Genomic DNA, 26,207 nt, shown 5'->3' on the forward strand with positions numbered 1-26,207 from the left:
AACCCTTGACCATGGAGTATGGTCAATACTTATAAGGGCTGCTTGTCTGGAATTGGAGACCCATGATGACAAGCAAGGAAAAGATTCTACACCGCGTCCAACTCGGCTCGGATGGCCCGGCGATCGGGGCCCAGGGCCTCGGCTGCATGGGCATGAGCGAGTTCTACGGCACGACGGACGAGGCCGAATCTCGCGCCACTCTGGAACGGGCGCTCGAACTCGGCGTCACCCTGTTCGACACGGCGGACATGTACGGTATCGGCGCCAACGAGGCCTTTCTTGCGTCCTTCGTCAGGACGCATCGTGAAGCGGTCCTGATCGCCACCAAGTTCGGCTATGCGCGCACGCCGCAAAGCCCAGAGGACTGGAGCATAGACAACCGGCCCGAGTTCATTCGTGCTGCCGCTGACCGCTCGCTGAAGCGCCTGGGTGTCGATGTCATCGACCTGTATTACATGCATCGCCGCACCGATGCCGTACCACTCGAAGAATCCATTGGCGCGATGGCCGATCTGGTCGCGGCCGGAAAGGTCCGTTGGCTCGGCCTCTCGGCGGTGTCCGCGGCGGAGCTGCGGGCCGCGCATGCCATCCATCCGATTGCAGCGCTGCAGTCGGAATGGTCTGTTTTCACGCGTGAGATCGAGGAAGATGTCGTTCCCGCTGCATTCGAACTCGGCGTGACGCTCGTGCCTTACTCTCCGCTCGGACGTGGCATGCTGACCGGCCAGGCCTTTGCCCAATCCCTGACGGAGGGAGATGCACGCAGGAATTTCCCGCGCTTTGCATCGCAGCACCACCAGGCGAACATGCAGGTGGTGGCAAAGGTCGAGGAAGCCGCGCGTGGCCTCGGCATTACCTCGGCCCAGCTGGCACTAGCCTGGCTGCACACGCAGGGCCGCAAGTTGAATGCGAAGGTGGTGCCAATCCCCGGAACACGCAGGCGCAGCCGCCTTGAGGAGAACGTCGCGGCGGCGTCCATCATCCTCCCCGATGATGTAACGGCCATGCTCGATCCGCTCGCCGGGGCTGTGCAAGGAGCCGCCGTCTAAGGGTGCGACCGCCGTGCGCGACGGGCGTGCGGCGGCCGGTTCTTGTGTTGGGTGGGGAGGAGGGACGCTCGCCGGCCGCCGACGGCTAGCTTGTGCCAGATGTTTGCACTGCCTCTGCGCTCTGCCGCTCGCGCTCCTCGATCTCGGCGATCAGCCAGTTGAGAAAGGCCTTTGTTACCGGCTTGGTGCGCAGGAGGTCTTCCTGGCAGACGAACTGGTAGGTTTCGGGCGGCTCGTAGAAATGGTCGTGGGCCAGGCGGATCTGGCCGGATTTGAGTTCGTGTTCGACCATGGTGCGGTCGATCAACGCCACGCCCTGGCCTTCTCTCACCGCTTCGAGAATGATGTGCTGGTCGTCGAAGATCAGGTCCTGGCGGCTGCGCGGAAGGGCGAGGCCGGAGGAGGCGATCCAGCTTTGCCACTCCTGAAGGCCGCGATAGTGCAGCCGGTTGCCGGAAAGCAGTGCCTGCCTGTCGCCCTGCCAGAGGTCGCGGCCGCAGACGGGCACCAGGCGCTCGCGCAAGAGCTTGCGGGTGAAGCGTCCGGGTGGCGGCTGCAGGCAATAGGCGATCGTGACGTCGGCCGGGCCGGTGCCGGCGGTGATCGTTTCGAGGTGGGAGAGGTGGATCTGCACGCCGGGATTGGCGGCGAGAAACTCGGAGATGCGCGGCGCGATCACTTTCATCGAAAAGAACGGGCCGACCCGGACGCGCAGGATCTTGTCGCTCGTGCGTGGGCGGATGTGCTGGACCACGCCTTCGAGATCGTCGAAGGCGCGCTGGCAGGAGGCGTAAAGCAGCCCGCCCTCCGGCGTCAGTTCGACACCGTGCTGTTTTCTGACGAAGACCCGAAGGCCGAGATTGAGTTCCAGATTCCGGATCTGGTGGCTGATCGCGCCCTGGCCGATGCAGAGCTCGTCGGCGGCGGCCGTCAGGCTGCCGTTGCGCGCGGCCGCCTCGAAGGCGCGCAAGGATTTGAGGCTCGGCAGGTCACGCATCCGTTGCTCCGGGTCTGGATCGGTTGCAGCCTACATGAATTTTTTCGATAGCTGGAATGATTTCTTTCACATTGCGAAGGCTGGAGACCTCCCGCATTGTCGAAGCATAATAAAGCAAAACGAAAACTGAAATCGGCCGAAAATCCAGATAGTTTCAAGCAAGTTGCTCCTTTGGTCAGGCCAATGGTCACGCTTGCGACCGGAACTTCGTGGGTGGCCGACAGGAAGGACAGAGGGAACGAGATGAAAAAGAAGTTCATGACCGCATCGGTCATCGCCGCGCTGTTTGCGGCCGGCACCGCCAATGCCGAGACGCTGGCGATCGGCACCGAGGGCGATTACGCGCCATTCAACTATGTGACCGCAGCCGGCGAAATCAAAGGCTTCGACTACGATATCGGCCAGGCGGTCTGCGCCGAAATCAAGGTAGACTGTGTCTGGAGCACCAATGAGTGGGCGGGCATCATCCCGGCCCTGCAGGCCAAGAAGTTCGACGTGATGATCGCCTCGATGGCGATCAATCCGGATCGCAAGACGCAGGTCGACTTCACAACCCCTTACTACTTCAACGCCATGCGCTTCGTCGCTCGCAAGGATCTCGGCCTCAAGGACATCTCGCCCGAGGCGCTGAAGGGCAAGGTGATCGGCACGCAATCCGGCTCGGTCGCGGTCGAGGCGCTGCAGGAGTTTTTTCCCGATAGCGAAGTGAAGCTCTATCCGACGATGAGCGAAGTGTTTCTCGACATGGAAAACGGCCGGCTTGACCTGATCCTCGAAGGGCAGATGGCCTTTACCGAGTGGCTGGCCAAGGAAGAAAGCGGCTGCTGCGCCTTTGTCGGCGAGAGCTTCGTGCTCGACACGGCCGAGGGCAACGCCATGGCGGTGCGCAAGGGTGACGCGGCGCTGCTCTCCAAGCTCAATGCCGGCCTCAAGACGATCATGGAAAACGGCACCTACGACAAGATCCGCAAGCAGTATTTCGATTTCGACATCATGGCGAAGCCGAAGACCACGAGCGAGTATTTCCGCTGAGGTTTGCCGGCCACCGTCTCCCCGCCTGCGGGGAGAAGGTTAGGGTGAGGGGCAACTCCTCGAAAGATGCGCGAGGGCGTCTCTTCTAAAGGTGCCGAGAGGGGCCGCCGCGGATCCAAGGTTCAACTCCAACCATCCAGAATTCGCCTGTCGCGCCCTGCGTTCAACGCATCGCGCGGCAGGAGAACAGGCGCGGCGTCGGGGTTTCGCGTTTTCCCCGACGCCCGTCTTCTCGATTTTTCCAGTCAGCAAAATGAAAGTGCATAGGATGAGCTTCCGGGTCGCCGTTCTCGAATTCAACCAGGAAACCAACACGTTTTCGAAGCTCAAGACCGGGTTCAGGGACTTCGAGGCCTGCCACTATTTCGTTGGCGCCGAGATCGAAACCCATTGCCGCGGCACCAATTCGGAGATCGGCGGCTTCATCGATTGTTGCGACACGTACGGCTGGCAGCCGGTCTATACGGTGGCGGCGCGGGCCGAGCCCGGCGGCAGGATCGAGGAGGCGATGCGGCAGCGCTTCGTCACCGATCTCCAAAGCGCGCTCGACGGCGAAAGGCTCGACGGCGTGTTTATCGTCTTCCATGGGGCTATGTGCACGGAAACGGCTGACGATGCGCAGATCCAGCTTCTGGAGGTGGTGCGTGGCATCGTCGGGTCGGAACTTCCCATCGCCGCGACGTTCGACCTGCACGCCAATTCGGCGCCTGAAATGGCCGGCCTGCTCGATATTGCCGTCTCGTTCCGCACCTATCCGCATGTGGACATGGCCGAATGCGCTCACAAGGCGGGCGCATTGCTCGAGCGCGCCATGCGCGGCGAAATCCGGCCGGCGCTCGCCATCCGCCAGCCGCCGATGCTGAACGGCTGCAACGACGGGCGCACGACCCATGCCTGCGCCATGACCGAGCTGCTCGAAATTGCCGACGGGATCGCGGCGCGCGACGGCATGCTGGCGACCTCGATCAATGCCGGCTTCTACGATGCCGATATCTTCAATACCGGCCCATCGGCGGTTATCTGCTACGACCGCAACCGGGTGGCGGCCGAAGACGCGGAAGCCGAGGCCGAGCGTCTCTGCCGCGGGATCTGGGACCGGCGCGAGCACCAGGATGTGCAGCTGCCGCTCGACGCGCTGCCCGGCATCGTCGCGGCGCATCTTGCGAAAGATGGGGCCGGGACGCCGCTGGTCATTGCCGACTTCTCCGACAATCCCGGCTGCGGTGCCTATAGCGATTCCACCTGCGTGCTCGCCAGGCTGCTCGATACCGGCGTCCGAAACGCGGCTTTCGGCGCGCTCTGCGATCCGGAAGTCGTGGCCGAGTTGATCGCCGCCGGCATCGGTGCGACACGCGAGGTTACGCTCGGCTGCAAGATCGACCCTGAAGTCGGCGGCGGGCCGATCACGATCAAGGGCAGGGTGGAGGCGATTTCGGACGGCAGGATCGTCTTCGAGGGGCCGATGTTTCAAGGGCTGCCGGCGACGATGGGGCCGAGCGTGCGCTTTCATGTCGAAGGCATCGACATCCTCATTTGCAGCGAACGTCAGCAGATGCTCGATCGCAACCTCTTCCGCGCCGTCGGCATCGAGCCGTCCGACTATCAGATCGTCGTCGTCAAATCGCAGCAGCACTTCCGCGCCGCCTTCGGTCCGATCGCATCCGAGATCGTCGAGATCGACGGCACGGGCCTCAGCAGTGCCAATATCGGCGCGCGCAAATTCCAGCGGGTGCGGCGGCCGGTCTATCCGCTGGATCACGGCGAACTCGGCTGAGGCGGGCTGCCGTTCACGGGCCAAGGTTCATGCTGCGCCCTCTAAAGGGGCAGCCGTATGGCGCGGTAACCGTTACGTACTTCCGCAGTGCCCGGCTTTGGGTCTAGCGTCCCCGTCGTGAAGGGGAGCGCAACTTCATGAGTTTTATCGATCTCTTCGCCTGGATCGTGCTGATCGTGCTCGTGGTGAGCACGGTCGCCGTGCTGATCTTTCTCGCCATGCTGCCGGGGTCGATCGCAAAAAGGCGCAATCATCCCTGGAGCGAGGCGGTCAATGTCGCGGGCTGGGTGACGCTGTTTCTCGGCTTCGCGCTATGGCCGATCGCGCTCGTCTGGGCCTATGTCGACGTGCCGCGCCCGAGCGGCGCGCATCCGGCGGCGACCCCTGCAGGCGAGGTTCATCCGAGCGAGGCGGGCCAGTCATGATCGTCTTTCTCTTCAATGTCTATCTGGCGATCCTCTTCTGCCTGGTGAAATTCAGGATCGTGCCTTTCAACCTGTTCTGGAAGATTTCGCCGGCGATCGTGTTCCTGCTGCTTCTCGTCGGTCTGTTCATCCCGATGAACTGGGGCGCGCCGCAGGGCAAGGCGCTGGTGGTGCGCAATTCGGTGGCGATCGTGCCCGATGTCGCCGGCGAGGTCACGGAGGTGCCGGTCGCCCCCAACAGCCCGCTGAAAGCCGGCGACGTGCTCTTCCGCATCGACCCCGTGCCCTACCAGGCGAAGGTGGACGCGCTGCAGGCGCAGCTTTCGCTGCAGGAGCTGCGGCTTGCGCAGATGACGAAGCTGCAGTCGCGCGATGCGGCAACCGAATTCGACGTGCAGCAACGCCAGGCGGACGTCGACAATCTGAGAGCCCAGATCAGCAATGCCGAGTGGGAACTCGGCAAGACGACGGTGCGGGCGCCGGCCGATGGCTACGTGACCAACCTTGCGCTGCGCAAGGGCGCGCGCGTGACGACGCTGCCGCTGTCGCCGGCCATGGCCTTTATCGACACCTCCGAGACGATCATCGGGGTCGAGATCAACCAGATCGATGCGCGCTACATAGAGCCCGGCCAGATGGTGGAGGCGACCTTCAAGTTTGCGCCCGGCGAGACCTATACCGGTGAGGTCGAGGGCGTGCTGCAGGCGATCGCCTCCGGGCAAGCCCGGGTGTCCGGCACGGCGGTGACCCCGGAGGCAGTCTCCGCCGCGCCCTTCATCGTGCGGGTGAAACTCGACGACCAGGCTTTCGCCGCACGGCTGCCGGCCGGCGCCACGGGGGACGCGGCCATCTTCACCGACCGGGTGAAGGTGGCGCATGTGATCCGCCGGGTGCTTTTGCGCCAGATCGCGATCACCAACTACGTCAATCCGTTCTGATCGGCTGCGCGGCGGGGTGCCACCGGCTGCCCCGCCCGCTGGAAGACGGGCGAGGATAGGACGGTTTCTCGCAATTCCGGACGGAAAACTGCTGCGCACTTTTCCTGGAATTTCTTGGCCAAATGACGCAATTCCGGACGGAATACCGCTGCGCACTTTTCCTGGAATTGCTTGGCCAGATGTCGCAATTCCTGGCGGAAAACCGTTTCACACTTTTCCTGGAATTTCTTGGCCAAACGACGCAATTCCGGACGGAAAACCGCCGCACACTTTTCCTGGAATTGCTTAGCCGGCAATCGGTAGCGGCGCCTCCGGGTTGACGAGACCGGCTGCCCTCAAGTCCCGCCAGAAGTCGGCCGGCACGGCCTCGTTCAGGGCGGCGCGGTCTTCGGCGATGCGGCTCGGCTGGCTGGCGCCGGGGATGACGGCGGCAACTGCGGGGTTGGCGAGCGAGAACTGCAGGCCGGCCGCCTTCATCGAGATGCCGTGACGGTCGGCGATCGACTTGATACGCGCGACCTTGTCGAGAATTGCCGGCGTGGCCGGGGCATACTCGAAGTTCGGGCCACCGACGAGCGCGCCGGAGCTATAGGGGCCGCCGACGACGATGCCGAGGCCGCGCTTGGTGACCTCGGGCATGACGCGCTGGAGTGCGCGGTCATGGTCAAGCAGGGTATAGCGGCCGGCAAGCAGGAAGCCATCGGGACGCGGACCTTCGAGCGCGAGCAGCAGTTCGATCGGCTCCACCCGGTTGACGCCGAGCCCCCAGGCCTTGATCACGCCTTCGTCGCGCAGCCGGTCGAGCGCCCTGAAGGCGCCCTTGCGCGCCGTCTCGAAAACGTCGAGCCATTCGTCGCCGTAGAAATCCTGGGCAACGTCGTGAACGAAGGCGATCTCGATACGGTCGGTCTTCAGGCGCTTGAGGCTGTCCTCGATCGACCGCAGGGTGGCGTCATGGGAGTAGTCGTTGACGATCTTGTTGGGGCGGCCATAGCGGAAGACGTCGCCCTTTTCCCCAAGGTCGCGGGCGCTGACGTCCTCGATCTCGTCGAGGATGACCCGGCCGACCTTGGTGCTGATGACGTATTCGTCACGCGGGCGACCGCCGAGCGCTTCGCCCATGCGGATCTCGGCAAGGCCGGCGCCGTAGAACGGGGCGTTGTCGAAATAGCGGATGCCGTCGTTCCAGGCGGCCTCGACGGTGGCAAGCGCTTCCTTTTCGGGTATTTCGCGGAACATGTTGCCGAGCGGGGCCGCGCCGAAACCGAGCTTGCCGGGCAGAATATCCTTGAGTGTCATGTGTCCTGTCCTTTGCTGATCGATGGGGCAGGTGATGCGCTGCATCGCCGTTGTTTGGAAAAATAGGTCAGCGAGCGGAGTCCCGGTAGCGGGGCACGCTTCGCAGGATAGGGGAAACGAATTCACAGATGCGATGTTCGGAGCCGGATAACTGGTGAAGTGTTCCGGGGAAGCCATCGGGCAGACCGTCTGTGACGGATCGGATGGAGAACACCGGTCGTAAACTTCTCGCGTCTCGGGTCTGGTTTGCGTATATTAGACTAGCCTAAATCGGTGGAGATTCAACGATCTGCAATAGGGGTGTTCGCCATGACCATTGGCCAGAGCATGCTTGCGGGTGCAGCCTTCTTCGCGCTTGGTTTTACGTCCGCATGGGCACAGCAGGTTTCAGGGACGCTCGGCGCCCCGGGAGCGACGACAACAATTACGGGTAAGCAGCTTCCGTCACCAAGTCCGGCTTTTGGCGGTGTAATCAAGGAAAAGGCCTCGGAATCGACGCCCTGGTGGGCTCCGCGTGTCGTGCCGCCGAAAGGCGCGCCCAATGTGCTGCTGATCATGACGGACGATCAGGGCTTCGGCGCGCCCAGCACCTTTGGCGGGGTCATTCCGACACCGGCCATGGACCGCATCGCCAAGGAGGGGTTGCGCTTCACGAACTTCCACTCGACATCGCTCTGCTCGCCGTCTCGTGCGGCGCTGATCACCGGGCGCAATCACCATTCGGTTGGCTACGGGGTCGTCGGGGAGATCGCGACCGGATATCCGGGCTACGATTCGATCATTCCGATCGAGAAAGGCACTGTTGGCACGATCCTCAAGGAAAATGGCTACGCCACCGCGTGGTTCGGCAAGAACCACAACACGCCGTCCTATCAATCGAGCCAGGCGGGGCCCTTCAACCAGTGGCCGACGGGCATGGGCTTCGATTATTTCTATGGCTTCGTCGGCGGCGACGCGAGCCAGTGGCAGCCGAACCTGTTCCGCAACACCACGGCCATCTATCCGTTTGAAGGCAATCCCAAGTGGAACCTGGAAACGGCCATGGCCGACGAAGCGATCCAGCACATCAGGCAGTTGAGCGAGATCGCCCCGGGCAAGCCCTGGCTCGTCTACTACGTGCCCGGTGCCACCCATGCACCGCACCACCCGACGCCCGAATGGATCAAGAAGATCAGCGACATGCACCTCTTCGACGAGGGCTGGAACAAGGTGCGCGAGACGATCTTCGCCAATCAGAAGCGGCTCGGCATCATGCCTGAGAACGCGAAGCTCACGCCGTGGCCGGAGGGGTTGCCGCAATGGGATTCCCTCAGTTTGGAGGCGAAGAAACTGTTCATCAGGCAGGCCGATGTGTACGCCGCCTACCTTGCCTATGCCGACAACGAGATCGGGCGCGTCATCCAGGCGGTGGAAGATATCGGCGAGCTCGACAACACCCTGATCATCTACATCGGCGGCGACAACGGCGCGAGCGCCGAGGGCATGCTCAACGGCACGCCGAATGAGTTCACCACATTCAACGGCGTCGACGTTCCGGTGAAGGACCAGTTTCTCTGGTATCCGTTCTGGGGTTCGGAGCGGACATTCCCGCATTTCGCAGCCGGCTGGGCCTGGGCGATGGGGACACCGTTCAAGTGGGTCAAGCAGGTGCCTTCGCACTTTGGCGGGACGGCGCAGGGCATGGTCATGTCGTGGCCCGGCCATATCAACGACGCTGGCGGTGTCCGCGCGCAGTTTCACCACTTCATCGACATCGTGCCGACGATCCTGGAAGCGACAGGCATCCCGCAACCGGAGACGATCAACGGCATCAAACAGGAGCCGATCGAAGGCGTCAGTATGGCCTACACATGGGACAAGGCAAATGCCGCTGCCCCGACGCAACACCAGACGCAGTACTTCGAGATGCTGGGAAACCGCGCCATCTACCACGACGGCTGGGTCGCCGCGACGACGCCAGCGACGCTGCCGTGGGAACTCAGCACCAAGACGCCACCCGACGTGATCTCCGGCTACAACTGGGAACTCTACAACGTCGATGAAGACCCGACGCAATTCACCGATCTTGCCGCCAAAATGCCTGACAAACTCAAGGAATTGCAGGACCTCTTCTATGCCGAGGCGAAGAAGTACAACGTGCTGCCACTCGACAATTCGACGCTCGCACGCTGGAACGCCCCGCGGCCGAACCTGACGGCCGGCCGTACGGAATTCACCTACCGCGGCGAACTGAGTGGTGTGCCGGCCAGCGCTGCGCCGAGCACCTTGAACAAGTCCTATACGATTACGGCCGATGTCGAGATACCCGACGACGGTGCGCAAGGCATGATCGTCACCGAGGGTGGCCGCTTTGGCGGTTACGGCCTCTTCCTCAGCCAGGGCGACTTCGGTGTCGGCAGTGGGAAGGTCGTGTTCCTCTACAATCTCCTCGACCTCAAGCGCACCCTGTGGGAAGGACCGGAACTCGAACCCGGCAAACACAGGATCGTCTTCGACTTCAAGTCGGATGGAAAGGGACTTGGCGCCGGGGGCACCGGCGTTCTGTCGGTGGACGGCAAGGAGGTCGCCAGGAACAGCATCGATCATGGCATCCCGGTCACTTTCCCCGAGGATGAGACCTTCGACGTCGGTCTCGACACGCGCACCGGCGTCGCCCTTTTGGAACACCGCTACGACACGCCCTTCCGCTTTACGGGCAAGATCGACAAACTGACTTTCGAATTGAAGCCAAACGCAACGCCCTAGAGCGCCGTGCGTTCACGTGAACGCACATGGGACGCTCTGGCGACCTTGCATCGCAAGGCCCGGACACAAACGACTGGCAGAGGTGCGTTCCGATGATACGCGTGCTTGATCTCGCCGCCTTCGGGGAGATGGCAACAGGGCTCGCACTGGTGGTGGCGCCTTCGCTCGTGGGCCAGGTGCTGCTTGGCGAGCTACTCACCGGGCCTGCGATCCCGACGGCCCGGGTGGCGGGAATTGCCCTGATCGCACTCGGCGTTGCCTGCTGGAAGAACTCAAGCCTCATCGGCATGCTGATCTACAGTGCGGCCGTCACGCTCTATCTGGCCTGGTTCGGACTGACGGATGGCTCCACCGGCGTCCTTCTGTGGCCTGCGATCGCAGTTCATGCGGTGCTGTCGGTCTTGCTCTGGCGCGGACGTTACACGCCCGGCGCCGGCTAGTTTTCGGATAGGGACGGGGACATTGTGGGGGCGTTATCCGCCCGCAAGTGCAGCTATGGCAAGCAGGATATGAAGGGCCGCCACAGAAGCGACAAGGAAAAGCGCCATTCGCCGCATGAGTTCCAAGGTTTCGGAAGACTCATTGGGCCGACTTTCCGAAAAAAGGGTGTCAATAGGCTGCTCCCGAACGTCGTGCCAGCCGAGCCGCTTGAGATGACGGCGCATCAGATGGTCTTCGCCGCCGTCGTAACCTAGCCAGCCGGCATTTGTCAGATCGTAGTGTCTCTCGCCGAGACCACGTATCGTTGCAAGCGTTCTTGCGGCATCATCCTGCATATATGTACAGGGTTCATCGTCGGGATCCCGCTGCCAAAATCCGTACACGAGCAGACGGTAGAGCGCATTGCATCCTTCCATCGTTACTACTAGGTCTTTTATCTCCCGGCTTTGATAGAGATCGCGGTCGAGGCGCTCGTTGTCGTCGGTGAAGTAGACCTCCGGCAGCGATTGATCGTCCTCAAAAATCACATCGCCTGGCGTGATGATCAGCTTCCCCCAACGCCAGTCGATCGGAATTGCCACGGCCGCGCTGGACCAAGCGCGCTCACGGTCATTGAGCGGCCGCCGCCAATGTTGTCGGCCGATATCCGCGGAGCGAGCCCGGCCGCGTGTTCCGTCTGGTAGGCGGACGCGGTCGGCGGCAAAAGCTATTCCGAAGCGATAGTGGAGAACGGCAACGCCATGCCGCCGACCATAATCGCTCCGTGGTTCATTCGGCCCGCTCTGATCCGTAGACAGCAAATACCCTTCGGGATATTCGTCGTTCTCGAATGGCCACATGACTATCCAACCTTCCGCGCGCAGCCGCAGGCGGCGGCTGCTCATCCAGGCGATCTCCGGCAACCAGGATGTGGATTGTTCCCGTCTTGATCCCACCGGTTGCGCAACGAGTTACCGGAAAACGGTCAAGCGTTTGCGCATTTGGTTTGGGCAATTTTATCCAATATCGTTTTGCTCGCGTTCAGCCGGACGACATGATGCGCGGGCGGGTGGTGCTACCGGTCGAAGGGAACGGTCGATTTTCTCTCGCGCCTGTCGGCAAGCGTCGCCTCGGTTCGTCTTCACGACGTGCATCAACGGAGAGCCACCGCATGAAGCTCTATTTCAGCCGCAACCCCAATCCGCGCCTGGCGGTCGCCACGGCCCGATTTCTGAAGGCAGAGGTCGCGTTCGAATATGCCGAGCCGCTGGCGTCGGGGCAGGCGGACCGCTATCGGCCGCTCAATCCCAACCTGCTTTTGCCGATCCTGGAGCGTCCCGGCCGGGCGCTGTGGGAGGCGGATGCGATCGCCTGCTTTCTCTCTCGCCAGGTCGGCTCCAACCTCTGGCGAAGGGATGACGACGAGCCGGAGATGATCCGCTGGATCAGCTGGGGCAAGGAGAACTTCGTGAAGGCCTGTGACATGGTGCATTGGGAGCGCGGCACCAAGCTGCGCTACGGCATCGGCACTTGTGACGAGGCCATGGTGGAGGAGGGGATGATGGCGTTCCACAAGGCGGCCCGGCTGCTCGATGCCGAACTCTCCGGTCACGCCTGGCTGGTCGGCGAGGCGGTCTCCTACGCCGATTTTCGCATGGCGACATTCCTGCCCTACAATGATGTGGCAAGGCTGCCGCTCGCGGACTATCCGGCACTTGCGCGCTGGGCCGGGCAGCTCGAGGCGATCGACGCCTGGCGCGATCCGTTCCGCGGGCTTGATGCGCCCGCGTTGCCTCCGATATCAGGCTGAGCGGCGGCCTTTGCCTGCCGTCGAGCGGCGGCGACGGCCGGTGGTTGTCGCCGCGCATTCGCAGGTTGCGTGATTGTTCTCGCCATCCATTTTCTCCTCTGCTAATACAGTCGCGCTAGCATGCGAACAGCCTCTTCTTGCTCAGAAGGAATTCGTCCGATGCGTTTCACAGTCGCAATCGCAGCAGCAGCATTGATGTCCCTTCCGACAGCAACCCTTGCCAAATCGCCGGCCGATATCGCCGATCTCGTCGGCGCACGCGCGCCTGGCGCCGAGAGCGAGATGCAGTCCAGGGGCTATGTCGACGTCGGCGGCAACAATACCTGGTGGAATGCCGGCACCAAGACCTGCGTCCGGGTGCATGTCTCCCAGGGACACTACTCGGCGATCTCGCAGATCAAGCCCTCGGCTTGCGGCCAAGGGAGCGGCAAGAGCACGCCATGCCCGCCGGATCTGTCGCAGGCCGATCTCTACAAGCATCCGGGCTGCAGCCTCTAGGGGCAGTCGCGTCCAACTGGTGCTGGGCTGGAACTTTCGCAGTGAAGGCAACGGTGACACGGGCGGTGCCGGCGGCCGCCTCGGCTTCATTGTGCCCTTCGATCGGCGGGGAAAGCGGTACGAGAGCGCCGCGACCATTGCGCAATGCGATGATCTCTGCTCTCCTTTGAATGGCCTATCGGTGGAGCAGATTGCCCCTGGCGATCGGATTTTGCGGTTGAAAGCGTCGGAAACCGCCAAAAAAAGGCCGATTGCGGCAGATATTCCCGCCCCAACCATTCCCGCCCAAAACCCGAAAGGTGTTTCGCCTTTTTTAGGAAAGCGAGATTTGCCTACCTTCAGTACCCTTTTGGTTGTCCCGCTGGAGACGGGACATATCGCGAAGGTATGGAGGAGATACCCTTGGCAAGCATTTCAGAGGACACTACGCATACCCAGAATCCGGCGCAAAATCCGGAGGACGAACGGCTGAGCATTGGTGCCAATCTGGCCTATGGCCTGCAGCACGTCTTGACCATGTATGGCGGCATCGTCGCCGTTCCGCTGATCCTTGGCCAGGCGGCGGGCTTGAATTCCAGCGATGTCGGCCTGCTCGTCACCGCCTCGCTTTTCGCCGGTGGCCTCGCCACCATCCTGCAGACGATCGGCGTGCCATTCTTCGGCAGCCGCCTGCCGCTGGTGCAGGGCGTCTCGTTCTCGGGTGTCGCCACGATGATCGCCATTTCCGGCAATGGCGGCATTCCGGCGATCCTTGGCGCGGTCATCGCGGCTTCATTGATCGGCCTTCTGATCACGCCGGTGTTTTCGCGCATCACTCGCTTCTTCCCGCCGCTCGTCACCGGCATCGTCATTACCACCATCGGCCTGACGCTGATGCCGGTTGCGGCATTCTGGGCGATGGGCGGCAACAAGGCGGCGCCGGACTTCGGCAGTACCGCCAATATCCAGCTTGCGGCGGTCACGCTCATCATCGTGTTGCTCTTGAGCAAACTCGGCAACGCTTCGATCTCCAGGCTTTCGATCCTGCTGTCGATCGTTATCGGTACCGGCATTGCCTATGTCGCCGGCATGACCGATTTCTCGCAAGTTGCAAACGGCCCGGTCTTCGCATTGCCGAGGATCTTCCATTTCGGCTATCCGACCTTCGAGCTTGCGGCTGTTATCTCGATGCTGATCGTCATCATGGTGACGCTGGTCGAGACCTCGGCCGACATTCTCGCCGTCGGTGAGATCGTCGAAACCAAGGTGGATTCGCGCCGGCTTGGTGACGGCCTTCGTGCCGACATGCTGTCGAGCATTCTCGCGCCGGTCGTCGGCTCCTTCACCCAGAGCGCCTTTGCCCAGAATGTCGGCCTCGTGGCGGTGACGGGCGTGAAGAGCCGTTACGTGGTGGCAACGGGCGGCCTGTTCCTGGTAACGCTCGGCCTCTTGCCGATCATGGGTCGCGTCGTCGCCTCGGTGCCGACCTCGGTGCTTGGTGGCGCCGGCATCGTGCTCTTCGGCACGGTTGCGGCAAGCGGCATCCGCACGCTGTCCAAGGTCGAGTACAACAACAACATGAACCTGGTGATCGTTGCGACCTCGATCGGCTTCGGCATGATTCCGATTGCGGCACCCGGCTTCTACGAGCATTTCCCGGCCTGGGTCGCCACGATCTTCCATTCGGGCATCTCGTCGGCGGCCGTCATGGCGATCCTGCTCAACCTCCTGTTCAATCACTTCACCGCAGGCAATTCCGACCAGCAGTCGGTCTTCGTGGCTGCAACCGAACGCACGATCCGCTACCAGGACATCGCAAGGCTGCACGACGGCGACTACTTCCTCAACGGCAAGCTCTACGATGCCAAGGGCACCGAGGTGCCGCTGATTGCGGCGGAGGCGCACTGAACCGGCAAGCTCCCTGAATTGATGCAATCCCAGACTGCTTTCCCTGGGGTTGCTTTGAATTACGCAATCCCGGACGAAAAACCGCTTCGCACTTTTTCTGGAGTTGCTTGTGAAACCCGCCATTCCGGGCAGGAAGCCGCTTCCTGTTTTTCCTGGCGTTGATTGAAAAACCCAACGAAAGGACATTGGGAATGACACGTGAGACCGACAATTACGCGCTGCTCGATGCGCTGCTTCACACGATGGAGAAGGGCATCATTCCGGCAACGGAAGCGGGCGTTGCCGCCGGCAACAAGATCTTCGGCGCGGCGCTGATGCGCAAATCCGATCTTTCGACCGTGCTTGTCGAAACCAACAACGAGACGGAAAACCCGCTCTGGCACGGCGAAGTGCACACGCTGAAGCGGTTCTACGAGATCGAGGGCGAGAAGCGGCCGGACAGCCGCGACCTCATCTTCCTCTCGACGCATGAGCCGTGCTCGATGTGCCTTTCGGCGATCACCTGGGCGGGTTTCGATAATTTCTTCTACTTCTTCAGCCACGAGGATTCCCGCGACAGTTTCTCCATTCCGCATGACCTGAAGATCCTGAAGGAGGTCTTCACGCTGGAGCCGGGCGGCTACAACCGCACCAATGCCTTCTGGAAGGGCCAGTCGATCCACGCGCTGATCGACGCTCTGCCCGAGCCGCAACGCCAGGAACTCAAGGCCCGCGCCGAGGCGATCCGGGCGAAATACGACGATCTCTCCTCCGTCTATCAGGACAGCAAGGACGGCAACGCCATTCCGCTGAACTGACGCTCGAAAACCGTCACCTGTACCGGGCCATTTCATTCTCTCATCAGAGATTGAAATGGCCTATTTCTTTGAAAGAATATGCATTCCTCCTCGCCAGGGCAGGTGCTAGGGTCGCCTCCATACAGTCGCGTTTCGGGGGAATTGCGTGAACTGGTCCAGGCCTCTCAGGGTGCATCTCAGCGTGCTCGTCGTGGCGCTGCTCATCTTAACGGCGACGCCGATCATCTGGATGGCGTTCAGCCAGGGGCGGCAGGCGGCGATCCTTGCCGGCGAAAAGCACATGCGCGAGATGAGCCTGAGGCTGATCGAGGGCTACAGGAATGCGCTCGAGGGCGGCCACGAGGCGGTCGCGCTTGCGTCCACCGTGCCGCAGCTGGCCGTCGCGCCGCCGGGCGACCTGCAGCCGAAGGAGCAGTTCTTCCTGGAGGTGCTCAGAAGCGTTTCCAACGCGACGAGCGTCTACGCCGGCTATCCTGATGGATCCTACCTGCAGGTGATCAACACGGGGCGGGACTATGTTCGCCAAAGTCTGGCGGCACCGGCAGGCACCGCCTTTGCCGTTCGGTTGCTTGCGCATGCCAAGGACGCGGGCACCGTCTCGACCCTTCGGTTCCTCGACGCTGCGGCGCAGACGATCGGGGAGCGTCCGTTCGAGCGCACAAATTTCGACCCGCGGCAGAGCCCCTGGTATCAGACGGCGTTGCGAGCCGGCGGTCCGGTTTCCGTCGGGCCCTATGTCACCGGGACGCTGAAGGTTCCGACGCTGGCGCTGGCCGTTCCGCTGAAGGGCAAGGAGGGGATCGTGGTCGGCACCAACATCCACCTTCAGACCATCAGCCGCCTTCTCGATGCGCGCGAGATCTCACCGCGGGCCCGGTCCTATGTCATCGGCAGCGACAACAACCTCGTCGCCCATTCCGATCCCGCGGTCATGAGCACAATCCTCGGCGCCTGGTCGGGTGGTGGCGGCGCCGGCATGCGCAGCCTGGATCCCAGCCTCGACGTCGTCGCCGGGCTGCGCAAGGATCCCGCCTATGCGGGCGGTGGTCTTGCCGAAGCCGATTTTGCCGGCGAGCGCTATCTGGTCCAGATGGCACCCGTCAGCGTATCCGGCCTCTTCAAGGGCAGCTCGGTCGCGATCGTCGTGCCGCTGCAGGATCTGGTGGTGCAGGCAAACCGGCTCCTGGTGCGCAACCTCATGATTGCCGCAGCCGTGCTGGTGGCCGGCGTGGTCGGCTCGCTCATGCTGTCACGCGTGATCAGCCGCAAGCTCTATCACCTCGCCGACGAGGCGCGGCGGATCGGTGACCTGAACTTTGCCGGCACGGACGCCCCGCATTCCTGGATCACCGAGATCAATACGCTTGGCGGCGCGCTTTCCGCCAGCCGGCGCGCTATCGTCCAGTTTGCGCTCTATGTTCCGCGCGAGGTGGTGCGCCGGATCATCGATCCTGAGGGCGGAGCGGCGGTCCGGGGCAGGCGGCAGGAGGTGACGGCGCTTTTCACCGACGTGCGCGACTTCACCACCATCTCCGAACAGCATTCGCCGGAGGAAGTCGTCGATATTCTCTCGGCCTATTTCGAGATGCTGAACACGGTGGCCGAGCAGTACCACGGGACCGTGATCCAGTATCTCGGCGACAGCATCTTCGTCATCTGGAACGCGCCGGTTGCCGATCCGCAGCACATCGAGAATGGCTGTCATTGCGCGCTGGCGATGAAGGCGGCGGTCGATCGCCTGAACGAGACCAACCGCAAAGGCGGCCGGCCGGAGCTGTTCACGCGCTTTGGCATGCATACGGGGCCGGCGGTCGTCGGCAGCTTCGGCGCGATCGCGCGGCAGCAATACACGGCCATGGGCGACACGATCAACGTCGCCTCGCGGCTCGAAGGGTTGAACAAGGAGTTCAACACGTCGATCCTGGTGAGCGGGGCGGTGCAGTCTGCGGTTGCCGAGCTCTTCGACTTCCGCGCGATGGGGATGGTGCACGTGAAGGGGCGCTCGGGAGGCATCGACCTCTGGGAGCTGGTGAGCGCGAACGCCCGTTAGTCCTTGCCGCCGCGACGACCACCGCCCAACGGGGCGGATCAGCGCTCCGCCAGCAGGCCGGTGGCCATGGCGCGGAAGGCCTCGATCGCCTTCGGCAAGACCGCTTTCGGCTCGTCGCTGGCGGCGACCCAGAGGGCAGCGTTGAGGGCGGCACCGCTCAAGAGCCGCGCGGCCGCTTCCGGATCGACCGGCTTCAGCACGCCCTTGTCCAGCAGTTGCTCTACCGATCGCTTCGTCGCCAGCAGGCAACTGTTCTGGCTCGGCCATTTCGAGGGGTCGCCGAGCACGGCCGGGCCATCGAGCAGAACGATGCGCTGGACTTCGGGATCGAGCGCCATCTCGATATAGGCGGCCCCTTCGGCAAGCATCGCCTGCCAGTGGTCACCGGCTGCCGCATCTGCGCCGATCTGCTTGGCGCGGGCGGCCATCTCGCCGTCGATCTGGGTTACGACCGCGGCCAGGAGCCCGCGCTTGTCGCCGAAATTGTGGTAGAGCGCGCCGCGCGTCAGCCCGACATCGGCGGTCAACTCATCCATCGAGGCCGCCGCATAGCCCTTTTCGGCAAAGGCCTTTCGGCCGGCCGAAATCAGCTTCGCGCGGTTTTCCTCCATCGTTTCCTGGCGGCTTCTGGCCATCATTGACCTCAAATTCAGATACGGCGCGTATATGGATTTGACATACGCGTCGTATTTCGCTATTTCAGATACGTTCCGTATACCAAATGAAGCGGGTTTTGTGAAGTTCTGCCTGAAACGGCAGCGCGCGCCCGTTTGCGCGTCCTCAATTTACGAGAAGGATCAGACCGATGACCAAACGCAACGCAATCTTTCCGGCAAATCGTCATGCGCTCTACGAGGCGCACGGCTACTCCGCGGCCATCCGGTCGCAGGACCTGCTGTTCGTCTCGGGGCAGGTGGGGAGCCGTGAGGATGGCACCCCGGAGCCGGATTTCGAACGCCAGGTCGAACGCGCCTTCGACAATCTCGAAGCGACGCTCGCGGCAGCCGGCTGCAGCTTCGACGACATCGTCGATGTGACGACCTTCCACACCGATCCCGAACACCAGTTCGAGACGATCATGGCCGTCAAGAACCGGATCTTCAGCGAAAAGCCCTATCCCAACTGGACCGCCATCGGCGTCAACTGGCTCGCCGGTTTCGATTTCGAGATCAAGGTGATCGCGCGGATTCCTGTGAGCGCGGGTGCCGGGGCCGAGCAAGCGGCCTGATTTTTGGTTCTGGAGCAGCGTGGCGTCGCATTCCATGTGGCGACCACCTGCCTTACGAAGTTGGCCCACCAGCCATATCGGCAGAAAGGGTTTGCTGCTGGTTGTTGACCTTGAAGTCACAACCCTTGGCGTGCGAAGGAACGATGAAACCCTCTCGAAAAATGCGGTCCGGCTAATGGCTTTGGCGAACGAAGAGATGGTGCAGCAGAAGCTGCCAGGTACGGCCCGCTTCCTGGGCGCAGTCCTGGTGACACTCGGCGCACTGCCTGTACTTGCGAAAATGGTTGGCTATCAATTTTTGCCATCGGCAGATTGGGTAGCAACGACAACCATTCCCGGAATTTTCGGGGGCGTGGCGTTTGCGGCGGGAATGCTGTGGCTCACCTGCAAAAGCAAATACAGGATTCGGGGCAGTGAAATAAAGAAAGCCGCCGCGCTCCTTGGATGGCCGTTTATTGGCTACTTCTTTGGAAACAACACGGTGGTGTTCGCGGGCCCGATGATTCTTGCCATTATCGCGGGCCATCAGGTCGAACTCCCGTATACGGTAGTGGACCCGGGTCGCTACGGCACTAGCGAATGCCGTTCACCGGTCGAATTGCGAGACGTCCCGTTTCTCTTCAACAGCCTTTGCCGCGTTCCCGACGAGCTCAGGAGAGGTCTCGAACCGGGTGGGCGCATCATAGTCATTGGTCGCGGCACCAACTTAGGCCTCTATGCAGAGGGCCTTCGGCGGGCCAATTGAGACGGCCGCCTTGAGCCGGTCGCCTTGTGCCGAAGCGCAGGAGAGCTTCGACGGGCAATACCGGCCCTAGTGCAAATGCACCAGCTTGTCCGGGTTGCGCACGACGTAGATCGCCACGACCTTGCCGTTCTCGATCTCCAGCGCAGTCGTCTGCAGTTCGCCATCGGCCTCCCGGGTGACAAAGCCGGGCAGGCCGTTGATGAAGCCGGCGCGCACGAGCGTCGAGCCGTGCTTGGCAAAGAGGGCGGCCAGTTGCGCGTGCACCTTCATCACAGCGTCGAAGCCGAGGATCGGCTGCAGGGCGGCCGGGCGCTTGCCGCCGCCGTCGGAATGTACGCTGACATCGGCTGCGAGCATGGAGCCGAGCGTTTTCATATCGCCGTGGCGGGAGGCGGCAAAGAAGGCATTGGCGAGTTCGAGGCCGCGCTGCTGCTCGATCTGGAAGCGGGGGCGTTCCTCGCGCACATGGGTGCGGGCCCGGGCCGCAAGCTGGCGGCAGGCGGCGGCGTCGCGGTCGATCGTTGCCGCTACCTCATCGAAGCTCTGGCCGAAGACGTCGTGCAGCAGGAAGGCGGCGCGCTCCAGCGGCGAGAGCCGTTCGAGTGCCAGCATCAGGGGCAGGGTGACGTCGTCCTCCGGCTCCTCCTCGACGACCGGATCGGGAAGCCAGGGGCCGACATAGGTCTCGCGCTTCAGCCGCGCGGATTTCAACTGGTCGAGGCAGAGCCGCGTGACGGTGCGACGCAGAAACGCCTCCGGCTCGCGCACGGATGTGCGGTCGGCCCCCATCCAGCGGATGAAGGCCTCCTGCACCATGTCCTCCGCATCGGCGACCGAGCCGAGCATGCGGTAGGCGACGCGGACGAGCTTCGGACGCAGCGGGTCGAAAACCGCCGCTGCGTCCTCATGGGCGCTGTCCACCATCAGGCGGCAGCCTGGGCGGCGGCCTTGGCGGCTGCCGGATCGACCCAGAGGCCGAAGCCGACAGCCAGACGGTTCCAGCCGTTGATGACGTTGATCATCAGCGTGAGCTTCACCTGTTCCTCCTCGGTGAAATGGTCCTTCAGCGCCTGATAGGCCGCTTCATGGCCGTGGCCTTCCGAAAGCCGCGTCAGCGATTCTGTCCAGCCTAGCGCGGCGCGCTCGCGATCGGAATAGCAGGGCGCTTCGCGCCAGGCGGAAAGCAGGTAGATGCGCTGTTCCGTCTCGCCCTTTTCGCGGGCTTCCTGGGTGTGCATGTTGATGCAGTTGGCGCAGCCGTTGATCTGCGAGGCGCGGATTTTCACGAGTTCGATAATAGTGGCGTCAAGGCTCGCGGCAACGGCCATCGAGACACTGGTCCAGCTCTTCATCAGTTGCGGGGCAGCGGCGAAAAGGTCGATCTTGGCAGTCATGGTTCCGTTTCCTTTCGTTGGTTCCGATACCATGACGAGCGAGCGACGGCCGGTGTGACATGGCCGCGAATTTTTTTTGAAAACTCCAGTGTGGATTGTTTTGTGCGGAGCCGGCGCATGCCGCGCCGCACTAACCCGTTTGGATGACTATGCCGCATTCGGCCGATATGTGAGTGTAGCCTGGGGGATCCTTTATTGCAGGTGGTGGTGCCGAGTGCTTCGGGAGGTACTCAATGGCAGACGAATTCAATGCCGCACTCGATATTCCGTATGTCTTCGAGATCACCATTAACGACTTTGCGGCGCTGTGGCGGAAGCTGGAGAGGCGAAGCTTTGCGCTGAAGGCGCTTTTGCCTAACTGGTATGGCCAGCTCCAGGGAGAATTCGCAGCAAGCTTCGGCGCGCTCGATGCCTATGTCGGCCACGGCAGCGCGGTCATTCCCCGAAACGGCATGGAAAAGGCCGCTGTCGAGGCGGTAATCGCGACAATGCTGATGGGCCGACTCGGCATGGCCATTCGCGAGCTGGCCGTCGAGGCGGGCCAGGCCGCGACCCAAGAGGGCGCTCCCATCAAGGGCCGGCTTCACTATGGCAAGGACAACCGGATTATCGGTGTGGACAACGAGTATCTGCGCCGGGTGCTCGATCCGGCCGAGGACTATCAGGCCGCCGGCTGCGTCTTCGAGGTGCTCGGCTATTCGCCGAGCAGTCCCTTTTCCATGACGTCGAGGATCGCCTCGATGATGCTGCTCTTCAACCGTGGCATGGCGCCCTTGAGCGGCCGGCCGGTCGAGTACAACGTCATCCTGAAGACGATGCACGCCTTCATCGCTGCGGAGAACCTCGGCTATGTCATGACCTTCGAGCACCGCAACACCAATGACGACCTGTCGATCTTCACCACCAACGAATTCAACAAGCTGACCATCCAGTCGGCGGAGGGCGACCTTCGCCTCATTCAGAAATACCTGAAGGCCATCGGCTTCTATTTTGGCGATGTCGACAATGCGCTCGGACCGGAGTTCGAGGTCGCTGCCCGAAATTTCGCGCGCGTCTACAGGCTGGACCACTATGCGCACTACAGTGACCGCGATTTCCTGTACACACTGGCCAATGCCTATGTGCTCCACCGCAGCCAGATGTCGACGGGCGCGCGCTAAAGCTCATCGCGTGAAGCACGTCGTCGCCGCAAAACCGTTGCACACATTTGCGCGACCTGCATCGGGACCCACAGATCGCGCGTCCCCCGGTTTTGTCATACCCCTGTAAAAGGGTGGCCCTATCCCTCGGCGCCAGTTTCAACACGAGGGTGTATCCATGAAATCGTTTGTCTCCGTCCTTGCCGGCGCTGTTGTCGCAGGCCTGCTTTCGACCGCGGCCAATGCCGAGAGCCTGGTGCTCTATACCAGCCAGCCGAACGAGGATGCGCAGGCGACGGTCGACGCGTTCCAGGCCGCCAATCCCGGCATCGAGGTGGAATGGGTGCGCGAGGGCACGACCAAGATCATGGCCAAGTTGATGGCAGAGATCGAGGCCGGCAATCCGGTGGCCGACGTGCTGCTCATCGCCGACACCGTGACCATGCAGCGGCTGAAGGAAGCAGGCCATCTCGCCGACTACAAGTCGCCGGAAGCGGCAAACTACGACGCGGCACTCTATGATGCGGACGGCGCCTATTACTCCACCAAGATGATCACGACCGGCATCGTCTATAACACCTCCGCCGCCATGAAGCCTGAAGGCTGGCAGGATCTCAGCAAGCCGGAGGCCAAGGGCCTCGTCACCATGCCGAGCCCGCTGACCTCGGGTGCGGCTCTCATTCACGCTCAGACCCTGACCGGCATTGATGGCCTCGGCTGGGACTATTACAAGGCACTCGCCGCAAACGGTGCTACGGCTGCCGGCGGCAATGGCGGCGTCTTGAAGGCGGTTGCGACCGGCGAGAAGGCCTATGGCATGCTCGTCGATTTCATGGCGATCCGCGAGAAGGCCAAGGGCGCGCCGGTGGAATTCGTCTTCCCGGCCGAGGGCGTGTCTGCCGTGACCGAGCCCGTCGGCATCCTGAAGACCGCCAAGAACGTCGAGGCGGCGAAGAAGTTCGTCGACTTCCTGCTGTCCGAGGAAGGCCAGAAGGCGGCGGTGAAGATGGGCTATATCCCGGCCCGCAACGGCGTGGCGCTGCCTGCGGGCTATCCGGCCCGCGAGACGATCAAGGTGCTGCCGGTCAATGCGGCCGAGGCCGTGAAGAACTCCGACGCGGATCTCAAAACCTTCTCCGGCATCTTCGGCACGAACTGATCCCGGGAATGCTTGAACGCAACGATGCGCGCAGCCGGCCCCGCTGGCTGCGCCTTTCCTTTCACGGCCGGACGATGGGCGCGCCCAAGGTGCGGGCAGGGGCGAGCCCCGCCGCCGAGCCGCGCTGGCTGGTGCCCTTCGTTCTCGCCTGCCTGTTTCTCCTCTGCCTGCTGCCGCTCTTCAGCCTGGGGAAGGCCGGCTTTGCCGGGCTTATTTCGGGCCGGTCGATTGGCGTGCTCACGGAACCTGCAACCTTTGCCGCCATCCGCAACACGCTGATAACCGCGACCGGCGGCATGGTCGTCTCCGTTGTCATCGGCGCGCTCTTCGCCTTCTCGGTGGCGCTGACGGATGTGCGCGGCAAGCTTACGCTCAGCTTTGCCTTCATGCTGCCGATGATGATCCCGCCGCAGGTAACGGCGCTTGCCTGGGTGGAGATGACCGGGCCGGCGAGCCCGCTGCTAAAGACGTTCGGGATTGCGCCGCCGCTCGGCAGCCCGCAGCCGCTCTATTCGCTGGCAGGCATTTCGCTGCTTCTCGGCGTCCAGCATGCGCCGCTGGTTTTCCTGGCGCTGAAAGCCGGGCTTTCCGCCGCGCCGCGCGACGGGGTGGAGGCGGCACGGCTTGCCGGGGCCACGCCATTCCGTGTCTTTCGCGACATCGTCGCGCCGCTGTCGCTGCCGGGACTGATTGCCGGGGCGGCGATCGCCTTCGTCTCCGGCGTCGGCAATTTTGGCATTCCGGCGATCCTCGGCATTCCCGCGGGCATCGAGGTGCTGCCGACCCTGATCTATACGCGGCTCGCCAGCTTCGGCGCCGGCACCTTCGGCGAGATCGCGCTGCTCTCCAGCCTCATCGCCATGATCGCGGCTGCCGGGCTGATCCTGCAGCAGAAGGCGCTTGTCGGCAGGGATTACCGCATCATCGGCCTTTCCGGGGCGAATGCCGCCTTTTCGCTCGGCCGCTCCCGCCCGGTCGTCGAGCTGGTCCTCGTGGCGATCCTGCTTCTCGTGCTGGTCGCACCGCTCGCCGCTCTTGTCGCGAGCTCGCTGGTGCCGGCCTATGGCGTGCCACTCAACCTTCAAACGGTGTCGCTGCGCGCTTACGAAGAAATTCTCTTCCGCCAGTCGATGACGCTGAAGGCGCTTGGCAATTCGATGTTCCTTGCAGCAACGGCCGCATTCGGCCTGCTCGCCGTCTCGGTGCCCGCGGCCTATCTCATGACGCGGCGCAAGGGGTGGCTTGCCAATACGCTCGGCATCCTCATCGAGATCCCCTATGCGCTGCCGGGCATCGTGTTGGCCGTCGCCTTCATCCTTACCTTTGCCGCACCTCTGCCGATCCTCAAGGTCTCGCTCTATGGCACCATCTGGATCATCCTGGTTGCCTATTTCTCCTCGTTCCTCGCCGTCAGCCTCAAGCCGGTGATGAGCGCCTTCCTGCAGATGGACCCATCGCTGGAAGAGGCGGCGCGTCTCGCCGGTGCTGGCTTCTTCAGGCGGATGTCCGACGTGATCCTGCCCTTGGTAGCGCCGGCCGCGGGTGCGGCGATCATCCTCGTCTTCCTGATTGCCGCCAATGAGCTGACGGTCTCGGCGCTGCTCTGGTCGGCCGGTACCCAGACGCTCGGCGTCGCCATCTTCAATCTCGACGACAGCGGCTCGTCGGACCTGGCCGCAGCCCTTTCGGTGCTCGTGGTTGTCATGGTCGTCGTGCTGATGGCCGCGCTCGAGGCTCTCGCAAACTATCTCCCGGAAGGCGTGCTGCCGTGGCGCAACTGATCCTCAATCACGTCACCAAGCATTTCGGCGGCGGCCGGCCGGCGGTTTCCGATGTGTCGCTGACCGTGCGGGAAGGCGGCTTCCTGGCGCTGCTCGGGCCTTCCGGCTGCGGCAAGACGACGGTGCTGCGCATGATCGCCGGCTTTGAGCAGCCCAGCGATGGATCGATCGATTTTGGCGAAAGACGGCTTTCGGATGCTGCACGGGCGCTGCCGCCGGAGCGACGCAACATGGCGATGGTGTTCCAGTCCTATGCGCTCTGGCCGCATATGACGGTGGCCGAAAATGTCGGCTATCCGCTGAAGGTCCGCGGCATTTCAGGCTCGGCGTGGCAAAGGAGCGTCGCCGATGCTCTGGCGTTGGTAAAGCTCACCGACTATGCCGACCGCCGGCCGGCAGCCCTTTCCGGCGGCCAGCGCCAGCGCGTGGCGCTCGCCCGCTGCCTGGTGACCTCACCGGATGTCGTGCTGCTCGACGAGCCGCTCGCCAATCTCGACCAGCACTTACGCAAGTCGATGGAGGAGACCTTCCGCATCTTCCACGAGCGCTCGGGCGCGACGATGATCTATGTGACGCACGACCAGGCGGAAGCCATGGCGCTCGCAACCGATGTCGCCGTCATGTCCGAGGGGCGGCTGATGCAGATGGCGCCGCCGGCCGAGATCTACGCAAGACCCGAAGGCGCCGTCGTCGGCGGCCTGATCGGCCGCGGCTCGGTGCTCAAGCTCGCCGTGCCGGAGGGCGCGCCACGGGCGCTGGAATGGTCGCTGCTGCGGTCAGCGCTTGCCGGCGTCCGCATGGAAGGCGCGGGCGATGGCGCCGTGCGTGACGTCCTCGTGCGCCCGGAACATGTGCGCCACGACGGCGAGGGCATGGCGCTCCGCGTCGTCTCCTGCGTGTTCGAAGGCGAGCGTTTTGCCCTGACCTTGGCTTTGCCGGACGGTCAGTCATTGAAGGCCTATGGCGACAGGGCGATCATGCCGGGAGACACGGCGCGCTTCGTGATGAGCCAGGGGTGGCGGCTCTAGGTCGGGTTGGCG

25 protein-coding genes are annotated in these 26,207 nt (G+C 62.9%); 18 read left to right on the forward strand and 7 right to left on the reverse strand.

The window, feature by feature from the left end; all coding sequences use genetic code 11:
• The first annotated feature begins 65 nt into the window (after nucleotides 1–65).
• Complete coding sequence (locus tag ASE71_RS21360; RefSeq protein ID WP_060516189.1) at nucleotides 66–1,049, forward strand: aldo/keto reductase; 984 nt, start codon at nucleotides 66–68, stop codon at nucleotides 1,047–1,049.
• 85 nt (nucleotides 1,050–1,134) lie between these two features.
• Here ASE71_RS21360 and ASE71_RS21365 read toward each other — a convergent pair whose 3' ends face one another.
• Nucleotides 1,135–2,046, reverse strand: a complete 912-nt coding sequence (locus ASE71_RS21365) for a LysR substrate-binding domain-containing protein (protein WP_051659269.1) — start codon at nucleotides 2,044–2,046, stop codon at nucleotides 1,135–1,137.
• A 243-nt stretch (nucleotides 2,047–2,289) separates the two neighbouring features.
• Here ASE71_RS21365 and ASE71_RS21370 point away from each other — a divergent pair, with 243 nt between their 5' ends.
• The 4 genes from ASE71_RS21370 to ASE71_RS21385 all read left to right on the forward strand — a co-directional run bounded on the left by ASE71_RS21370 (nucleotide 2,290) and on the right by ASE71_RS21385 (nucleotide 6,215).
• On the forward strand, nucleotides 2,290–3,078 hold the full coding sequence (locus ASE71_RS21370) for a transporter substrate-binding domain-containing protein (protein WP_063891141.1): 789 nt from the start codon (nucleotides 2,290–2,292) through the stop codon (nucleotides 3,076–3,078).
• A 268-nt stretch (nucleotides 3,079–3,346) separates the two neighbouring features.
• Nucleotides 3,347–4,852, forward strand: coding sequence for a M81 family metallopeptidase (locus ASE71_RS21375; RefSeq protein WP_060516093.1), 1,506 nt, complete (start codon nucleotides 3,347–3,349; stop codon nucleotides 4,850–4,852).
• 137 nt (nucleotides 4,853–4,989) lie between these two features.
• Complete coding sequence (locus ASE71_RS21380; protein ID WP_060516094.1) at nucleotides 4,990–5,277, forward strand: DUF3302 domain-containing protein; 288 nt, start codon at nucleotides 4,990–4,992, stop codon at nucleotides 5,275–5,277.
• A complete protein-coding gene (locus tag ASE71_RS21385; protein WP_060516095.1) occupies nucleotides 5,274–6,215 on the forward strand; it encodes an HlyD family secretion protein in 942 nt (313 codons plus the stop codon). The genes ASE71_RS21380 and ASE71_RS21385 overlap by 4 nt, the downstream gene beginning before the upstream one ends.
• Here ASE71_RS21385 and ASE71_RS35830 read toward each other — a convergent pair.
• Both ASE71_RS35830 and ASE71_RS21395 read right to left on the reverse strand, forming a co-directional pair.
• Complete coding sequence (locus tag ASE71_RS35830) at nucleotides 6,197–6,451, reverse strand: hypothetical protein (protein WP_156400686.1); 255 nt, start codon at nucleotides 6,449–6,451, stop codon at nucleotides 6,197–6,199. The two genes, ASE71_RS21385 and ASE71_RS35830, sit on opposite strands and share 19 nt — an antisense overlap.
• A gap of 49 nt (nucleotides 6,452–6,500) precedes the next feature.
• Complete coding sequence (locus tag ASE71_RS21395) at nucleotides 6,501–7,514, reverse strand: aldo/keto reductase (protein WP_034793226.1); 1,014 nt, start codon at nucleotides 7,512–7,514, stop codon at nucleotides 6,501–6,503.
• 309 nt (nucleotides 7,515–7,823) lie between these two features.
• Between ASE71_RS21395 and ASE71_RS21400 the strand changes: the two genes are divergently transcribed.
• Together ASE71_RS21400 and ASE71_RS21405 are read left to right on the forward strand one after the other, a co-directional pair.
• A complete protein-coding gene (locus ASE71_RS21400; RefSeq protein ID WP_113544702.1) occupies nucleotides 7,824–10,259 on the forward strand; it encodes an arylsulfatase in 2,436 nt (811 codons plus the stop codon).
• A 92-nt stretch (nucleotides 10,260–10,351) separates the two neighbouring features.
• Nucleotides 10,352–10,699 (forward strand): hypothetical protein, encoded by a 348-nt coding sequence (locus ASE71_RS21405; protein WP_060516096.1) that lies wholly within the window; start codon nucleotides 10,352–10,354, stop codon nucleotides 10,697–10,699.
• Nucleotides 10,700–10,732: 33 nt separating this feature from the next.
• On the opposite strand, the gene ASE71_RS21410 is transcribed toward ASE71_RS21405, so the two are convergent.
• Nucleotides 10,733–11,584 carry a hypothetical protein gene (locus ASE71_RS21410; RefSeq protein ID WP_060539187.1) on the reverse strand — a complete coding sequence of 284 codons (852 nt, stop codon included), beginning with the start codon at nucleotides 11,582–11,584 and terminating at the stop codon, nucleotides 10,733–10,735.
• 266 nt (nucleotides 11,585–11,850) lie between these two features.
• Here ASE71_RS21410 and ASE71_RS21415 point away from each other — a divergent pair, with 266 nt between their 5' ends.
• The 5 genes from ASE71_RS21415 (at nucleotide 11,851) to ASE71_RS21435 (ending at nucleotide 17,721) form a co-directional block, all read left to right on the forward strand.
• Entirely contained in the window at nucleotides 11,851–12,489 is a 639-nt protein-coding gene (locus tag ASE71_RS21415) for a glutathione S-transferase family protein (protein ID WP_060516098.1), read from the forward strand.
• A 159-nt stretch (nucleotides 12,490–12,648) separates the two neighbouring features.
• A complete protein-coding gene (locus ASE71_RS21420) occupies nucleotides 12,649–12,987 on the forward strand; it encodes a hypothetical protein (RefSeq protein ID WP_060516099.1) in 339 nt (112 codons plus the stop codon).
• Nucleotides 12,988–13,374: 387 nt separating this feature from the next.
• Nucleotides 13,375–14,874: a nucleobase:cation symporter-2 family protein gene (locus ASE71_RS21425; RefSeq protein ID WP_370689558.1), complete on the forward strand. Its 1,500-nt coding sequence runs from the start codon at nucleotides 13,375–13,377 to the stop codon at nucleotides 14,872–14,874.
• Nucleotides 14,875–15,065: 191 nt separating this feature from the next.
• Nucleotides 15,066–15,671, forward strand: a complete 606-nt coding sequence (locus tag ASE71_RS21430; RefSeq protein WP_034793244.1) for a deaminase — start codon at nucleotides 15,066–15,068, stop codon at nucleotides 15,669–15,671.
• A 145-nt stretch (nucleotides 15,672–15,816) separates the two neighbouring features.
• Nucleotides 15,817–17,721 (forward strand): adenylate/guanylate cyclase domain-containing protein, encoded by a 1,905-nt coding sequence (locus ASE71_RS21435; protein ID WP_060516101.1) that lies wholly within the window; start codon nucleotides 15,817–15,819, stop codon nucleotides 17,719–17,721.
• Nucleotides 17,722–17,759: 38 nt separating this feature from the next.
• On the opposite strand, the gene ASE71_RS21440 is transcribed toward ASE71_RS21435, so the two are convergent.
• Entirely contained in the window at nucleotides 17,760–18,356 is a 597-nt protein-coding gene (locus tag ASE71_RS21440; RefSeq protein WP_060516192.1) for a TetR/AcrR family transcriptional regulator, read from the reverse strand.
• A gap of 170 nt (nucleotides 18,357–18,526) precedes the next feature.
• Between ASE71_RS21440 and ASE71_RS21445 the strand changes: the two genes are divergently transcribed.
• Both ASE71_RS21445 and ASE71_RS21450 read left to right on the forward strand, forming a co-directional pair.
• Nucleotides 18,527–18,949: a RidA family protein gene (locus ASE71_RS21445; RefSeq protein WP_060516102.1), complete on the forward strand. Its 423-nt coding sequence runs from the start codon at nucleotides 18,527–18,529 to the stop codon at nucleotides 18,947–18,949.
• A 91-nt stretch (nucleotides 18,950–19,040) separates the two neighbouring features.
• Nucleotides 19,041–19,694, forward strand: coding sequence for a hypothetical protein (locus ASE71_RS21450; RefSeq protein ID WP_060516103.1), 654 nt, complete (start codon nucleotides 19,041–19,043; stop codon nucleotides 19,692–19,694).
• Nucleotides 19,695–19,760: 66 nt separating this feature from the next.
• On the opposite strand, the gene ASE71_RS21455 is transcribed toward ASE71_RS21450, so the two are convergent.
• Together ASE71_RS21455 and ASE71_RS21460 are read right to left on the reverse strand one after the other, a co-directional pair.
• On the reverse strand, nucleotides 19,761–20,618 hold the full coding sequence (locus tag ASE71_RS21455; RefSeq protein WP_034793265.1) for a sigma-70 family RNA polymerase sigma factor: 858 nt from the start codon (nucleotides 20,616–20,618) through the stop codon (nucleotides 19,761–19,763).
• Complete coding sequence (locus ASE71_RS21460; protein ID WP_034793267.1) at nucleotides 20,618–21,088, reverse strand: carboxymuconolactone decarboxylase family protein; 471 nt, start codon at nucleotides 21,086–21,088, stop codon at nucleotides 20,618–20,620. The genes ASE71_RS21455 and ASE71_RS21460 overlap by 1 nt, the downstream gene beginning before the upstream one ends.
• Before the next feature lie 233 nt (nucleotides 21,089–21,321).
• On the opposite strand from ASE71_RS21460, the gene ASE71_RS21465 reads away from it, so the two are divergent.
• The 4 genes from ASE71_RS21465 (at nucleotide 21,322) to ASE71_RS21480 (ending at nucleotide 26,195) form a co-directional block, all read left to right on the forward strand.
• Entirely contained in the window at nucleotides 21,322–22,248 is a 927-nt protein-coding gene (locus ASE71_RS21465; protein ID WP_060516104.1) for a peptidoglycan-binding domain-containing protein, read from the forward strand.
• Between the two features lie 157 nt (nucleotides 22,249–22,405).
• Nucleotides 22,406–23,386: an ABC transporter substrate-binding protein gene (locus ASE71_RS21470; protein WP_060516105.1), complete on the forward strand. Its 981-nt coding sequence runs from the start codon at nucleotides 22,406–22,408 to the stop codon at nucleotides 23,384–23,386.
• Nucleotides 23,387–23,460: 74 nt separating this feature from the next.
• Nucleotides 23,461–25,167, forward strand: a complete 1,707-nt coding sequence (locus tag ASE71_RS21475) for an ABC transporter permease (protein WP_060516193.1) — start codon at nucleotides 23,461–23,463, stop codon at nucleotides 25,165–25,167.
• Nucleotides 25,155–26,195 (forward strand): ABC transporter ATP-binding protein, encoded by a 1,041-nt coding sequence (locus ASE71_RS21480; protein ID WP_034793276.1) that lies wholly within the window; start codon nucleotides 25,155–25,157, stop codon nucleotides 26,193–26,195. The genes ASE71_RS21475 and ASE71_RS21480 overlap by 13 nt, the downstream gene beginning before the upstream one ends.
• The last annotated feature ends 12 nt before the right edge of the window (nucleotides 26,196–26,207 follow it).

It is taken from the genome of Ensifer sp. Root954 (assembly GCF_001429005.1).
GTDB lineage: Bacteria > Pseudomonadota > Alphaproteobacteria > Rhizobiales > Rhizobiaceae > Ensifer > Ensifer adhaerens.

Excerpts from the sequence above, each read along its gene's own strand:
- ASE71_RS21385 (WP_060516095.1), top strand. The coding sequence starts at position 5,274 with ATGATCGTCTTTCTCTTCAATGTCTATCTGGCGATCCTCTTCTGCCTG.
- ASE71_RS21470 (WP_060516105.1), top strand. The coding sequence starts at position 22,406 with ATGAAATCGTTTGTCTCCGTCCTTGCCGGCGCTGTTGTCGCAGGCCTG.
- ASE71_RS21460 (WP_034793267.1), bottom strand. The coding sequence starts at position 21,088 with ATGACTGCCAAGATCGACCTTTTCGCCGCTGCCCCGCAACTGATGAAG.
- ASE71_RS21475 (WP_060516193.1), top strand. The coding sequence starts at position 23,461 with ATGGGCGCGCCCAAGGTGCGGGCAGGGGCGAGCCCCGCCGCCGAGCCG.
- ASE71_RS21380 (WP_060516094.1), top strand. The coding sequence starts at position 4,990 with ATGAGTTTTATCGATCTCTTCGCCTGGATCGTGCTGATCGTGCTCGTG.
- ASE71_RS21405 (WP_060516096.1), top strand. The coding sequence starts at position 10,352 with ATGATACGCGTGCTTGATCTCGCCGCCTTCGGGGAGATGGCAACAGGG.
- ASE71_RS21365 (WP_051659269.1), bottom strand. The coding sequence starts at position 2,046 with ATGCGTGACCTGCCGAGCCTCAAATCCTTGCGCGCCTTCGAGGCGGCC.
- ASE71_RS21370 (WP_063891141.1), top strand. The coding sequence starts at position 2,290 with ATGAAAAAGAAGTTCATGACCGCATCGGTCATCGCCGCGCTGTTTGCG.
- ASE71_RS21455 (WP_034793265.1), bottom strand. The coding sequence starts at position 20,618 with ATGGTGGACAGCGCCCATGAGGACGCAGCGGCGGTTTTCGACCCGCTG.
- ASE71_RS21420 (WP_060516099.1), top strand. The coding sequence starts at position 12,649 with ATGCGTTTCACAGTCGCAATCGCAGCAGCAGCATTGATGTCCCTTCCG.
- ASE71_RS21375 (WP_060516093.1), top strand. The coding sequence starts at position 3,347 with ATGAGCTTCCGGGTCGCCGTTCTCGAATTCAACCAGGAAACCAACACG.
- ASE71_RS21440 (WP_060516192.1), bottom strand. The coding sequence starts at position 18,356 with ATGGCCAGAAGCCGCCAGGAAACGATGGAGGAAAACCGCGCGAAGCTG.
- ASE71_RS21410 (WP_060539187.1), bottom strand. The coding sequence starts at position 11,584 with ATGAGCAGCCGCCGCCTGCGGCTGCGCGCGGAAGGTTGGATAGTCATG.
- ASE71_RS21395 (WP_034793226.1), bottom strand. The coding sequence starts at position 7,514 with ATGACACTCAAGGATATTCTGCCCGGCAAGCTCGGTTTCGGCGCGGCC.
- ASE71_RS21400 (WP_113544702.1), top strand. The coding sequence starts at position 7,824 with ATGACCATTGGCCAGAGCATGCTTGCGGGTGCAGCCTTCTTCGCGCTT.
- ASE71_RS21360 (WP_060516189.1), top strand. The coding sequence starts at position 66 with ATGACAAGCAAGGAAAAGATTCTACACCGCGTCCAACTCGGCTCGGAT.
- ASE71_RS21415 (WP_060516098.1), top strand. The coding sequence starts at position 11,851 with ATGAAGCTCTATTTCAGCCGCAACCCCAATCCGCGCCTGGCGGTCGCC.
- ASE71_RS21425 (WP_370689558.1), top strand. The coding sequence starts at position 13,375 with ATGGAGGAGATACCCTTGGCAAGCATTTCAGAGGACACTACGCATACC.
- ASE71_RS21430 (WP_034793244.1), top strand. The coding sequence starts at position 15,066 with ATGACACGTGAGACCGACAATTACGCGCTGCTCGATGCGCTGCTTCAC.
- ASE71_RS21445 (WP_060516102.1), top strand. The coding sequence starts at position 18,527 with ATGACCAAACGCAACGCAATCTTTCCGGCAAATCGTCATGCGCTCTAC.
- ASE71_RS21465 (WP_060516104.1), top strand. The coding sequence starts at position 21,322 with ATGGCAGACGAATTCAATGCCGCACTCGATATTCCGTATGTCTTCGAG.